This window comes from Acidithiobacillus sp. TH-A36, assembly GCF_057473445.1.
Window position 1 is genome coordinate 1 of the sequence record NZ_JBYCKP010000498.1, and the last position, 13033, is coordinate 13033.

Below are 13033 nucleotides of genomic sequence, written 5' to 3' on the forward strand. Positions count from 1 at the left end.
GCGGAGGAAAAACCCAATGGCTGGAAATTGTCCTTCAGGAAGGGCGTAACCGGCAGATTCGTCGCCTGCTGCAAGGCGCCGATGCGGAAGTGTTACGCCTGATTCGAGTAGCTGTAGGAGATCTGCTTTTGGGCAGTCTGTCCAGTGGACAGTGGCGCTGGCTGAGCCCGGACGAAGAAAGACTTTTGGTACCCTGAGCAGAGTATATTAGATATTTATTATATTGACATAGTCATAATATCCATGTATGTTAGTTATACCTTATTTACTGATGGAGAACGATCATGGAAATGGAACAGGAATTTGAAATGATTGCCCTGGTTTACCAGCTGGAAGAAGCCGGTTACTGCTTTGCAGACGTTTCTGATGAAGATCTATACCAGGCATTTATGAACAATCAGGATCTGCGGGATCTGGCGGTTCCCCGTGCCGCCTGATCATTTTTATCCTCCACAACCGGCCCTTTATGGCCGGTTTTTTTTGGTCTGAGCAACGGGGTATATCAAAACAGCCCGGAGCCCGGTTTTGAGGTCTTCCCTGCTGCTTAACCGCTCTATCAGCTGCTCTTGCGAGCAAGCATATTCCTCTTTATACTGACCGAACGGTCGGTATCTGACAGATTATCATTCCCCATCAAGGAGCCCAACTGGTGGCGCAAGAGCAGTCTACATCCCGTCTGGTCATCACCGTGGCAGTCATGCTTGCAGTAGTGATGCAGGTTCTGGATCTCACCATCGTCAATGTTGCCCTGACCTATATGCGTGGCTCCCTGCAGGCCAATAGCGATCAGATCACCTGGGTGCTCACCGCTTATATGGTGGCCAACGTCATTGTACTCCCCCTTACCGGCCTTCTGGTGGAACGCTACGGACAACGCAACATCATGCTTTGGAGTGTGGTGGGATTCGTGATTTCTTCGGCTCTATGCGGACAATCACACAGCCTTACCGAGATTGTCCTCTGGCGCTTTCTTCAGGGCATTTTCGGGGCGTCCCTGGCACCTGTCGGGCAAACCATCATGCTCGGAGCCTATCCGGCCAATAAACGCGGTCAGGCCATGGCGATTCTCGGTATGGGCATCATGCTGGGACCGATTCTGGGACCGACTCTGGGTGGTTATCTGACGGACACGCTCAGTTGGCGCTGGGTGTTTTACGTCAACATTCCCTTTGGGATTCTCGCCTTTTTACTGATGCAAAGCGTGCCGGACGGCGGCAAAAGCGCAAACCCCCGGCCCGTGGACTGGACTGGATTTGCGCTGATGGCCCTGGGTTTGGGGTCTCTGCAAGGCATTCTCAGCCTCGGGGATCAGGATGACTGGTTCAGTTCACAAACCATCATCATCCTGACTTTGATTACCATCCTTGGGCTGCTCTTTTTTGTGTGGCGTTCCCTGAGTGTCAAGCATCCGGTTGTCGACTTGCGGCTCCTCAAAGACCGCAATCTGGCTATTGGCAGCCTGGGAATCGGCATATTCGGTCTCGCCCTGTTTGGCACCATGGTGATTTTGCCCATCATGCTGGAGACTTTGATGCACTATGAGGCCTTTACGGCCGGACTGGCTATGGCGCCTCAAGGAATCGGCGCAATGCTGGCGATGATGCTGGCTGGCCGCCTGCTCGGCAAGGGGATCAATCCCCGCGATATTGTGCTGGTCGGTATTGTAATCGGCGCTTTTGGAACCTACCTCACCACCCTTTACAACCTCAATATCAATATACAGTGGGTGATCTGGCCCAGCTTTATTCGCGGCATAGGCTTTGGCCTGGTGACTATTCCCCTGTTTACCCTGGCTTTTACAACCCTCAAGAAATCACAGCAGGCAGAGGGGTCGGGAATTTTCAATTTGATGAGAACCCTCGGTGGCAGTGTCGGCATCGCTATTGTGTCTACCGTCATGAGTCAGGAAACACAAGTGGGCTGGAACCAGATGAGTAAGTTCATCAACCCCTTCAATCCGGCGTTTCACCAATATCTGGCAGCGGCTGGGATAACCCAGAATCCGACTACCTGGCAGATTCTGGGTAATGTTGTTCTGTATAATCAGGCCAACATGCGCGGCACCCTCGATGCATTTGTGCTGGTATTTTACGGTTTTCTGGTGATGATTCCGCTGATTTTATTTCTCAAGAAGCCAGCTCCAGAAAAGGGAGAAAATACTCCGCCACCCGTACAGGAGTAACCCTGAAACGGTGGTGGGCCGGGAAGCTTTTTGCGCCAACGCCCCTTGCCTGCTGTTCCAAGGCTCATCCTGCTGTCAGGAGAGAACTCGCCCTGTGGGCTCAGACAGCTCTCCTGACGGGCGCAGGATTTCACCAGGAACAACAACGGCGCGGGCCAAAGTCGCGGCAAAGCTTCCCGGCCCACCGCCGTTTCAGGGTGCCGAGGTTTTTTCCAGATGGGGTACGGCAGGCAGCCAGAGCGTTCTGGCAAAACCCCAGTCGAGCAATTTGAGACTTTGCCAGGAGGCCTTCCAGAAACCACGGTTTTCATCGGTAAATGAAGGGACGCCCAGAATCACGGCAATGAGTTGCACCCCATTTTGGGTGCCCGTAGCCACCAGACAATGACCAGCGGCATCGGTATAACCGCTTTTCATGCCGGTGATGAAAGGCACGCGGCCTACCAGCAAATTGGGATTAGGACTGGTAATGCCTGCGTAAGTGAAATTCTCATGGTTGAAAAAATGCATGTACTGCGGAAAATCCGTCATAATTCGCCTGGTGAGAATAGCAATATCATAAGGACTGGCGGTGTTATTGGGATGGGGAAGGCCGTCCGGATCAAAATAGGTTGTCGATAACATACCGATTTTACGCGCCGTCTGGTTCATTTCATGCACAAAGGCCGGGACACTGCCAGCCACCAGATGCGCAGCTTCAACGGCAGCGTCGTTTCCTGAAGGAACTGTCATTCCCAAAATCATCTGGGCTACTGAAAAGCGCAATCCGGGATGCATGAACATGCTGGAACCACCGGTTTCCAGTGCTGCCTGACAGGGTACAAACTCCTGGTGCAACTGCAACCCACCAGCGTGAATGTCCTTAAACAGCAGATACAAGGTCATGAGCTTGGTAATGCTGGCAATTGCATAGGGTTGGTAAGCATTTTTAGCGGCGATGATGGCACCGGTTTGGGCATTCATCAAAATATAAGCGCGGGCATCAATGGGCGGCAAACCACTGCTGTTGGTATTGGCGCGGGCAGCAGGAATACCCAAAATGAACGTCCATCCCAATATAAACAGGCCCAGGAACCATAAATGAAGCCGGTAGGAACGATATGTGATCGGTGCAGTATTTGCAGATGGATGCGGCAGCATGGGTTAGCCCTCCCCCTTAACGGGATGCAAGGTTAAAGCAATTTCTCAGGATAGTTTCATATTAGGCTATTTTTTCTGAAATGCCTATATGTGCGCAGTTGCTTGGAAGCGGGGCATTCCCAGCTTCTGGAAGACACTCCTCAAAACTTATAGACTGGTCGGTATGAACTTACACGCGTCCCTTTCTTATGCCACCCTCATCCATTCCCCCCTCCTCTGGGCCATCGCCGGATTCATTATTCTCCTGGCTTTTTACGTCCGGGCAGTGATCGGATTTGGTTCCGGGCTGATTTCCGTGGCCTTGCTCACGCTTATATTTCCCATCAAGGAAGTCGTGCCAGTCGTATTGCTTCTGGATCTGCTCGGTTCAGTATTACTGGGTGCCTATGATTTTCGGGAAATGCGCTGGCCGGAGTTACGCTGGCTGATCCCCGGCAGCATCATTGGTCTGGCAATCGGTTCTTTCATACTGGCTGATACCAATGCCCAAAATCTGACCCGATTCCTCGGTGTATTCATTCTCGCCTACGTGGTGTACGCCCTTGCCATGAAGCCCGATCGTCTGCCGCGCATCAGTCTGCCCTGGGGCACACCGCTCGGTATATTTGGGGGAGTCGTGGGCAGCCTCTACGGTGGGGGTGGACCACCTATCGTCGCCTACCTGCAAATGCGGCATCTGGACAAACGCGCTTTTCGCGCCACTTTTCAGGGGATTGCGCTCACAGACAATGTGTTGCGCGGGTTCATGTATGTAGCCCTGGCGCTGTTGACCTGGCAGCTGGCCATAGGTTTTTTAATGTTGATTCCGCCAGTTTTGCTGGGTCTCTGGGCGGGTAATCGTTTACACCTACGTATCAACCAACGCGCTTTTTTATTAGGCACATTGGGATTACTGACCGTAGTCGGCCTGAAATACCTTATTTAACGCATCGAGCGACAAGGAGACCACATGACTTTACGCAGCATGGAAGAACTCAGGCAGCAGGCTCAGGGCGCACAATCCCTGAATATTGCTTTCATAGGTGTCGTCAATGGACTGTTCAGTGCCCTGCACCAACTGCAGAAGGCTGATTCCCGACGTCTCGCTCAGCAAGCGGGCATGGACGAAGGATACGTCACCCGCTGGTGCGATGCTGCTTATGCTTTTGGCTGGCTGGAACTGAATTCCGACGATCAGTGGCAACTCAGCGCAGATGGCGACAGCATGCGCCCCGAGGCTCCGGGTAGCCGCATGGCAACAGCTATTGGTTCGGTCCTGTCGGCACATATGGCTGAACGCGCCGCAGGACTGATGCGCACGGGCGAACGTCCGGGTGAAAAAGTACTGGCGGAACGGGAAACCATTCTGCCCTGGTTTGGGCTGATGCTGGAAAACAATTTCCGCAAGACTTTTGAAGAAAAAATCTGCCCGCAGGTTCCCATATTTGCCGAAGTAGATGCCCGGGGTGGTCTTGCTGTGGATCTCGGTTGCGGAAATGGCTGGTATTTACGGGCACTGGCACAGCGCTGCAACCATTTGCGGGGCCTAGGTCTGGATGGTTTTGCGGAAAATGTGCGACAGGCCCAGGAAACAGCCCAACAGGAGGGTCTGGGTGACCGTCTGCACTTTTCGGAGGGCGACATCCACGCGTTTTCTCTGCCAGAACCGGCAGATCTGATTGCCATGAATCGTGCCCTTCACCATGTCTGGGAAAAACGTGGGGCCATTTTTGACAAACTGCGCAGCAATCTCAAAGCAGAAGGCGCCGTAGTCATTTGGGAACCCGCATGGCCAGATGATCATCGTCGCCTGCGCGAAGCACCCTTGCGGGGCATGGCTTACCAGAATCTCACCGAGCATGTCCAAGGGAATCATTTCCTGCATCCTGAGGAAATCGCCAGCGCCTTGAAAGAAGCCGGACTAAGGCCAGAAATTTTCCCGTTTGGCAGCGATGTAATGGTGGTGGGGCGCTGCTGAGCAGCAAAAACTGACACCTAGCCCTGCCAGCAGTTTACAAGCATTGCATTCCGCGAGGCTTCTCTTTATCCTTTGCGCTCATGGGGCGGTAGCTCAGCTGGGAGAGCGTCGCGTTCGCAATGCGAAGGTCGGGAGTTCGATCCTCCTCCGCTCCACCAACATTCCAAAGCCCGGACATGCTCCGGGTTTTTTTACGCCCGCGAAGGGCCAGCAGTGGCAGGGCTTCACGGGCGCTGCGAATTTTCGGAAATTGCCGTCGTGTCTTGGTAGTATTACAATCGCGGATACCGTAATACGTCAGGAGTCATCAAATGGCAACCACACTCACCAGCAAGGGACAGGTCACCATCCCCAAGCAGATTCGCGACGCACTGAATCTCGCGCCGGGCTGCTCTGTTGATTTCGCGGTCAATCGCGAAGGCGATGTCGTTATTCACAAGGTCGGTGCCCGGCCCAGCCGCAAGCCGGATCGCTTCGAGATAGCCCGTGGCAGGGCCGACGTAAAGTGGCGCACCGATGAATTGATGGCCCTGCTGCGCGGTGAATAACTGATGCTGCTGGTCGATACCAATGTGCTGGTCGACGTTCTGGAGGACGATCCGGAATGGGCGGACTGGTCCATCGGCCAGCTACGGGCGCAGTCCAAAATTCATCGCCTGGTCATCAATCCGATCATCTATGCCGAACTGTCGTTGACGTTCTCGACGGTCGAAGCCCTGGATCGCACTGTCGCTGAACTGGGTCTGACGATGCTCGAGATTCCCCGGCCCGCGCTGTTCCTGGCTGGCAAGGCCTTCGTGCGCTACCGCCGGCAGGGAGGAAAGAAAAACAACGTGCTTGCCGACTTCTTCATCGGCGCCCATGCTGCCGTGGCTGGCTGCCCCGTGCTGACCCGTGACAGGCAGCGATACTCCACATATTTCTCCGGGGTCAGTCTGGTAAGCCCGGCATCCGAGACGGGCAAGCAATGAATTCAAAAAATCATGCTGGAAACTTGCCGACATTGTTTAAGTACGAAAATGAGGTTTGTAATACTTGGTAACTCTCGACTACGCCACCCTTGACGGTCTGCGTAACCATCACCCCGCATGGCGCCTGTTGCGTTCAGATCATGCACCGCTGATAGCAAGCTTTTTGCATCGGGTATTCGTAGTGCCCAATGAGCGGGTGATGGCAGCGGCGGATTTGGCCGAAGCACTGGAAGATGAGTTGTATGCCCTACGCCTGCATATGGGCGAGGCTGCATTCCCCAAACCTGCACTGGAATACCTGAACGACTGGGCAGAACCCGATAAGGGCTGGCTGCGCAAGTTCTACCGCACGGGCACGGACGAGGCGCAGTTTGATCTGACCCCGGCTACCGAAAAGGCTATTGCCTGGTTGACGCAACTCAGTGAACGGCAATTTGTCGGAACCGAATCGCGCTTGCTTACCCTCTTTGACCTGCTCAAGCAGATGAGCGAGGGCAGCGAAGCCGACCCTGCCAAACGCATTGCCGAGTTGCACAAAAAGCGTGACGGCATTGATGCCGAAATTGCAAAGGTGCTGGCGGGCGAGGTATCACTGCTGGATGACACGGCAGTGAAGGATCGTTTTCAGCAATTCATGCAGGGCGCACGCGAGTTACTCACCGATTTTCGCGAGGTGGAGCACAATTTCCGCCAGTTGGACCGCCGCGTACGTGAGCGCATTGCGCTATGGGAGGGCAGCAAAGGGGCGTTGCTGGAAGAGATCATGGGTGAGCGCGATGCTATTGGTGATTCCGACCAGGGCAAGAGTTTCCGTGCCCTTTGGGATTTTCTATTATCCAGCCGTCGGCAGGAAGAATTGACCAATCTACTGGATCAAGTACTGGCGCTACCCGCTGTGGCGGAACTGAACCCGGATACCCGCACCCGCCGGATACACTACGACTGGATGGAAGCTGGTGAACAGACCCAGCGCACCGTCGCCGCCTTGTCCCAGCAATTACGCCGCTTTCTCGATGATCAGGCATGGCTGGAAAACCGTCGCATCATGGATATTTTGCATGGCATTGAAAGCAAGGCACTGGCGCTGCGCAGCACAGCTCCGACCGGCACGGTGATGGAAATGGCTGCAGCCAGCGCGGATATTGTGCTGGCGATGGAACGTCCACTGTTCACTCCGGCCAGCAACCCAATGATTGCCGAAATCATCCTCCGGGCTGGCGATGAAAACATTGATCCCTCCAGGCTTTTTGAACAGGTCGTCGTCGATAAGGCCCGGCTAACCCGCCATATTCGCAACACTTTGCAAAACCACACCCAGATCAGCTTGCGCGAACTGGTCACTAATCAGCCCTTGCAACAAGGGCTGGCTGAATTAATTGCCTACCTGCAGTTGGGCAGTGAAGTATTCAGCAGCGTAGTGGATGAAGACACGACTGAATCCATCCGCTGGCAGACAACAGATGAAGGGCAAACACTTATTCGCAGCGCGCGACTACCCCGCGTGATTTTCATGCGTTGAACAGGCATCGAGGCAAGAAATGGAAGTGGAATATTTGAACATAACCCAGACTACACCGGCTGCTCCGCCTGCTGACTTGTCGGTGCTGTTGATTGGCCTGCTCAAAGGTGTGCTCTATCGTGAAAATGACGAACGCCAATGGGCCGCACTGTTGCAACTGCAAGCGCGGGTGCGTGATTATGTGGGCGTGCTCAATCTCGACCTGGTACTGGATGAGGCTGAAGGCTATGCCTTCCTGAAAAGCCGCCCCGAACCGACTGCGGATGACCCCTCCCCGCGCTTACCCCGTCTGGTGGCCCGTCGGCCATTATCTTTTGCCGTCAGTTTACTGCTTGCCTTGCTGCGCAAAAAACTGGCCGAGTTTGACGCTGGTGGGGGCGACACGCGACTGGTCCTGTCCCGCGATAACATCGTGGATCTGGTGCGGGTATTTCTGCCCGATGACCCGAATGAAGCCAGGCTGATTGACCAGATTGAAACCACCATCAACAAAGTCGTCGAACTGGGCTTTCTACAAAAACTCAAAACGGCCAGTGGTGCTACCGCTGGACCAGCCAATTATGAAGTGCGACGTATTCTGAAGGCCTTTGTAGACGCTCAATGGCTGGCCGAACTGGATGAACGTCTGGCCAGTTACCAGGAGCAACTGGCTGGCACGACCGGCAGCAGGGAAGAAACTGATCATGAATGAGCCACAATTATTGGACCTCGACTTCTGTGCTGATGACACCCTGTCAGGATTCCGGCTGACCAGGCTGGAAGTGTTTAACTGGGGCACCTTTGACAGCCGGGTCTGGACGCTGCAACTGGATGGCAAAAACGGGCTGCTGACCGGCGATATCGGTTCGGGTAAATCCACCTTGGTGGATGCCATCACTACCCTGCTGGTACCTGCCAACCGGGTTGCCTACAACAAGGCAGCCGGAGCAGACAACAAGGAGCGCACCCTGCGCTCTTATGTGCTTGGGCATTACAAATCCGAGCGCAATGAGATTACCGGAGCAGCCAAACCAGTGAGCCTGCGGGACCAAAATAGCTACTCCGTCATTCTCGGCGTATTCCAGAATGCCGGCTATGCCCAGACGGTGACACTGGCTCAGGTGTTCTGGATGAAAGACTCCCAGGGGCAGCCCGCACGGTTTTTTCTGGGCGCGGAAGGGGCGCTGTCCATTACCGCCGACTTCGCCCAATTCGGATCGGACATCGCTCAATTGCGCAGAAATCTGCGCGCCAAGGGCGCAGAATTACAGGACAGCTTTCCTCCCTATGCGGCATGGTTTCGTCGACGTTTCGGTATTGAAAACGATCAAGCGCTGGAATTGTTCCACCAGACCGTATCGATGAAATCGGTAGGTAACCTGACGGACTTCGTCCGTAGCCATATGCTGGAACCCTTTGCAGTTGACCAGCGCCTGCAAGACTTGATCAGTCACTTTGATGATCTCAACCAGGCCCATCAGGCTGTACTGAAAACCCGCCAACAGGTGGAGCTACTCACGCCGCTGATCGCAGACTGCGTTCGCCACAAGGCCATGCAGGCTGAGGCCGACAGCTTGCGGGCTTGCCGGGAAGGTCTGCGCTCCCATTTTGCTGGCCTGAAACTCGGACTGATCGACAAACGCCTGAGTTCGCTGACAGAAGACTGGGATCGGGTGGATGCCCAGATACAAAAACTGAGCGCGTTACATGAAGCGCATGGTCAGCAAGTGGATGAACTGAAGCAGGCCATCAATGCCAATGGTGGTGATCGACTGGAATGGCTGTCCAGCGAAATCCACAAGAAAGAAAAGTTGCGGGATGTACGTAAAGCCAAGGCTGCCCGTTATGCGGAACTGACCGCCGTACTGGGCGAAGCACCCGCCAACGAGGCCGCCGACTTCGCCGTACAACGGGGCAAGTATCAAAGCTGGCGGGAGGAAACCCGCAACAGCGCTGCCGACCTGCAAAACACCCTCACTGAATATGGCGTAACCATGCGCCAGGGCAAGCAGGAACATGCCCAACAAAGCCTGGAAATCGACAGCCTCAAACGGCGGCGCAGCAACATCGATGATCAACAGGTCCAGATTCGTGATGCCCTATGTGCGGCTTTGAATTTGAATGTGGATGACATGCCTTTCATCGGTGAGTTGATCCAGGTGCGTGACGATGAACGCGATTGGGAAGGCGCAGCCGAACGCTTGTTACGCGGCTTCGGTTTGGCGCTGCTGGTGCCGGATGTACATTACAAGGCAGTGGCAGAGTGGGTGGATGCGGCCCATCTGCGTGGCCGTCTGGTGTACTTTCAGGTGCGCGCACGCAAGACCTCTGAACTGCCGGACCTGCACCGGGATTCCCTGGTCCGCAAACTGACCATCAAGCCCGACTCGCCCTATTATGACTGGCTGGAGCGCGAACTGGCCCATCGCTTTGATGTGGCCTGCTGCAGTACGCAAGAGCAGTTTCGCCGTGAAACACGTGCCATCACTCGCGCGGGGCAGATCAAAGACCCAAGTGGCCGGCATGAAAAGGACGACCGTCACCGCATTGATGATCGCAGCCGCTATGTGCTGGGCTGGAGCAATACTGCGAAGATCGCCGCACTGGAAGCCAGACGTCGCCAGCTTGAGGCGCAACTGGCTGAAATTGGCAGTCAGATTGCGTCCATCCAGAAAGAACGTGATGTGCTCAATGATCGTCTTGATGCCCTGACCCGTCTTGAGGAATTCACTGCCTTTGATGAACTGGATTGGGCCAGCGTCGCCACCGAGATCGCCCAGCTGGTGGATGAGCGCCAGCGGCTGGAATCCGCGTCGGATGTGCTCAAACAGCTCAACGACAACCTGCATACCCTGCTGAAAACGCAAAAAGAGACGGGGGAAGCGCTGCAGGCAGCCCGCGAAAAACGTGCCAAAGTAGAGCAGCGGCGCGCCGATGCGCAAGCGTTGCGTCAGCAAACCGAAGCACTGCTGCAGGATATGAGCATCGACGACAGCTTGCAGGCAAAGCTCGAAACCATGCGCTCCGCAGCACTGGGTGAGCACCAACTCAGCATTGAGTCTTGTGATAATCGTGAGCAGGATCTACGCAAATGGCTGCAGGACCGACTCGATGCCGAGCAAAGGCGACTGGCAAATCTTGCTGAGAAAATCATCAAGGCCATGGTTTCCTTCAAAGAGCAGTTCAAACTCGAAACCGCCGAGATCGATGCGAGTCTTGAGGCGGCTTTTGAATATGAAAACCTGCTGACCCAGTTGAATCGTGACGACCTGCCGCGTTTTGTGACGCGCTTCAAAGAACTGCTCAATGTCAACACCATCAACGAAATTGCCAATTTCAATGCCCAATTGGCCCGCGAGCGTGAAACCATCAAGGAACGTATTGCCCATATCAACCAATCGCTGGGCGAGATCGACTACAATCCCGGCCGTTACATCGTGCTTGAATCACAGCCCAGTCCCGATGCAGAAATCCGCGATTTCCAGCAGGAATTACGCGCTTGCACCGAGGGTACCGTCACCGGTTCGGACGACAACCAGTATTCCGAGGCCAAGTTCCTGCAGGTCAAAACCATCATCGACCGCTTCCGGGGCCGAGAGGGTTTGTCGGAGCAGGATCGACGCTGGACCAGCAAGGTTACCGATGTACGTAACTGGTTCCTCTTCGCTGCCAGTGAGCGCTGGCGGGAAGATAACAGCGAGCACGAGCATTACTCGGACTCCGGCGGCAAGTCAGGCGGGCAAAAGGAGAAACTGGCCTATACCATCCTGGCGGCCAGTCTGGCCTATCAGTTTGGCCTGGAATGGGGCGCGGTGCGTTCCCGTTCTTTCCGTTTTGTGGTCATTGATGAGGCCTTCGGGCGTGGCTCGGATGAGTCTGCCCAATATGGTCTGAAATTATTCCAGCAACTCAACCTGCAACTACTGATCGTGACTCCGCTGCAGAAAATCCACATTATCGAACCCTTTGTTTCCAGTGTGGGATTCGTTCATAACGAGGGCGGGCGATCCTCGCAGCTCCGCAATCTCTCCATTGCAGAATATCGGGCGCAGAAAGCCGCCATGACCGCCCAATCTGTTCAGGTGTCAGTGCCGTGACCTGGACTGACCCGCAGCAATTGAAAAAGCAGTTGATGCGGCTCTGGGAACGCGGAGAACTACTGCGCGACGCAGTGACCGGCAGGGAGCGTTTTCCTTTACGCCTGGCTCTCAAGACCCCCAACTCAGCGGACATCACCGATCATTTTGAGGCAGTGCGCGCCTGGGCCACCGAATTGGCATCGACCAGATTCGTGCGGGTGGAGTGGCAGGCGCTTCGCCATCACGTTCAGGGCACGCAGAACTTGCCAACTTGCGTGTGGGTCGAGACATTGGAAGATGCACTGAATTGCCTGGGCAAGCGCAAAGATTGGAACTGCTTTATGGAGCAGGTTTCCGTCACCCGGCAAACCCATCCCGCCTTGCTGCCCTGGCTGGAAAGACGCCCTCTCCAGGCGCTGGCGCTGTCCGCCGATTGGCCCCGTTTGTTGGCTGTGGTGACCTGGCTGGCCGAACATCCCCGCCCTGGCATCTACTTGCGGCAAGTGGATTTACCCAACGTACACAGCAAATTCATCGAAAATCATCGCGGAGTGCTCACCGAGTTACTCGACCTGGCCTTACCGACAAATGTGGTGGACGCCAGCAAAACCGGAATCAGCCAGTTCGCCGCCCGCTATGGCTTCCTGGAAAAACCGACGCGCATTCGCTTTCGCGTGCTGGACCCCAATATTTGTCTTTTGCCCGGTTCGTCATCACCCGATGTGACGCTGGATGCGGACAGCTTCAGTCGCCTGGATCTCGCTGTGCAGCGGGTATTCATTACGGAAAATGAGACCAACTTCCTGGTCTTCCCACCAATGCATCATGCCATCGTGATTTTTGGTGCAGGTTATGGTTGGGATGCACTGGCTCGTAGTCATTGGCTTAACAAATGCAAAATCCATTATTGGGGAGATATTGACACCCATGGTTTTGGCATTCTGGATCAGCTTCGCGGCCACTTTGACCATGTGGATTCTTTCCTGATGGACAGGGCCACGCTGGATGTCCATGCGGCTTTATGGGGCTGTGAGGACAAGCCCTTGCGGATTGACCTGCACCGACTCACAAGCGCAGAGCAATCCCTCTACGATGACCTGCGCGACGCGCACATTCGCCCTGGACTCAGATTGGAACAGGAACACATCGGTTTCCAGTGGCTGACTGACCACCTTCAACAGCTGGATGACATGACCACGCCCAATC

11 protein-coding genes, 1 tRNA gene and 1 pseudogene are annotated in these 13033 nt (G+C 54.9%); 12 read left to right on the forward strand and 1 reads right to left on the reverse strand.

The window, feature by feature from the left end:
- From AC2VLY_RS12690 to AC2VLY_RS12700, 3 genes and pseudogenes are all read left to right on the forward strand, one after another.
- A pseudogene (locus AC2VLY_RS12690) lies at positions 1-197 on the forward strand (pseudouridine synthase); the annotation flags it as partial.
- A gap of 87 nt (positions 198-284) precedes the next feature.
- Positions 285-437: a hypothetical protein gene (locus AC2VLY_RS12695; RefSeq protein WP_193650751.1), complete on the forward strand. Its 153-nt coding sequence runs from the start codon at positions 285-287 to the stop codon at positions 435-437.
- Positions 438-649: 212 nt separating this feature from the next.
- On the forward strand, positions 650-2182 hold the full coding sequence (locus tag AC2VLY_RS12700; protein WP_486892899.1) for a DHA2 family efflux MFS transporter permease subunit: 1533 nt from the start codon (positions 650-652) through the stop codon (positions 2180-2182).
- A gap of 192 nt (positions 2183-2374) precedes the next feature.
- Here AC2VLY_RS12700 and AC2VLY_RS12705 read toward each other — a convergent pair whose 3' ends face one another.
- Complete coding sequence (locus AC2VLY_RS12705; RefSeq protein ID WP_193650749.1) at positions 2375-3322, reverse strand: D-alanyl-D-alanine carboxypeptidase family protein; 948 nt, start codon at positions 3320-3322, stop codon at positions 2375-2377.
- Positions 3323-3485: 163 nt separating this feature from the next.
- On the opposite strand from AC2VLY_RS12705, the gene AC2VLY_RS12710 reads away from it, so the two are divergent.
- The 9 genes from AC2VLY_RS12710 to AC2VLY_RS12750 all read left to right on the forward strand — a co-directional run.
- On the forward strand, positions 3486-4247 hold the full coding sequence (locus tag AC2VLY_RS12710) for a sulfite exporter TauE/SafE family protein (RefSeq protein WP_193650748.1): 762 nt from the start codon (positions 3486-3488) through the stop codon (positions 4245-4247).
- A 24-nt stretch (positions 4248-4271) separates the two neighbouring features.
- Complete coding sequence (locus AC2VLY_RS12715; RefSeq protein WP_193650747.1) at positions 4272-5279, forward strand: class I SAM-dependent methyltransferase; 1008 nt, start codon at positions 4272-4274, stop codon at positions 5277-5279.
- A gap of 82 nt (positions 5280-5361) precedes the next feature.
- Positions 5362-5437, forward strand: a tRNA-Ala gene (locus tag AC2VLY_RS12720).
- A gap of 153 nt (positions 5438-5590) precedes the next feature.
- The gene (locus AC2VLY_RS12725) at positions 5591-5827 is read left to right on the forward strand and encodes an AbrB/MazE/SpoVT family DNA-binding domain-containing protein (protein WP_010636975.1); all 237 of its coding nucleotides are present in this window, start codon (positions 5591-5593) and stop codon (positions 5825-5827) included.
- A gap of 3 nt (positions 5828-5830) precedes the next feature.
- Positions 5831-6250, forward strand: a complete 420-nt coding sequence (locus tag AC2VLY_RS12730) for a type II toxin-antitoxin system VapC family toxin (protein WP_486892900.1) — start codon at positions 5831-5833, stop codon at positions 6248-6250.
- 64 nt (positions 6251-6314) lie between these two features.
- Positions 6315-7769: a DUF3375 domain-containing protein gene (locus AC2VLY_RS12735; protein WP_486892901.1), complete on the forward strand. Its 1455-nt coding sequence runs from the start codon at positions 6315-6317 to the stop codon at positions 7767-7769.
- A gap of 34 nt (positions 7770-7803) precedes the next feature.
- Positions 7804-8460 carry a DUF4194 domain-containing protein gene (locus tag AC2VLY_RS12740; protein WP_486922397.1) on the forward strand — a complete coding sequence of 219 codons (657 nt, stop codon included), beginning with the start codon at positions 7804-7806 and terminating at the stop codon, positions 8458-8460.
- A complete protein-coding gene (locus tag AC2VLY_RS12745; protein ID WP_486922398.1) occupies positions 8453-11845 on the forward strand; it encodes an ATP-binding protein in 3393 nt (1130 codons plus the stop codon). The genes AC2VLY_RS12740 and AC2VLY_RS12745 overlap by 8 nt, the downstream gene beginning before the upstream one ends.
- A partial coding sequence (locus AC2VLY_RS12750) for a DUF3322 domain-containing protein (RefSeq protein WP_486922399.1) occupies positions 11842-13033 on the forward strand: 1192 nt, incomplete at its 3' end. The genes AC2VLY_RS12745 and AC2VLY_RS12750, both read left to right, overlap by 4 nt.

Excerpts from the sequence above, each read along its gene's own strand:
- AC2VLY_RS12695 (WP_193650751.1), top strand. The coding sequence starts at position 285 with ATGGAAATGGAACAGGAATTTGAAATGATTGCCCTGGTTTACCAGCTG.
- AC2VLY_RS12705 (WP_193650749.1), bottom strand. The coding sequence starts at position 3,322 with ATGCTGCCGCATCCATCTGCAAATACTGCACCGATCACATATCGTTCC.
- AC2VLY_RS12710 (WP_193650748.1), top strand. The coding sequence starts at position 3,486 with ATGAACTTACACGCGTCCCTTTCTTATGCCACCCTCATCCATTCCCCC.
- AC2VLY_RS12715 (WP_193650747.1), top strand. The coding sequence starts at position 4,272 with ATGACTTTACGCAGCATGGAAGAACTCAGGCAGCAGGCTCAGGGCGCA.
- AC2VLY_RS12725 (WP_010636975.1), top strand. The coding sequence starts at position 5,591 with ATGGCAACCACACTCACCAGCAAGGGACAGGTCACCATCCCCAAGCAG.
- AC2VLY_RS12730 (WP_486892900.1), top strand. The coding sequence starts at position 5,831 with ATGCTGCTGGTCGATACCAATGTGCTGGTCGACGTTCTGGAGGACGAT.
- AC2VLY_RS12745 (WP_486922398.1), top strand. The coding sequence starts at position 8,453 with ATGAATGAGCCACAATTATTGGACCTCGACTTCTGTGCTGATGACACC.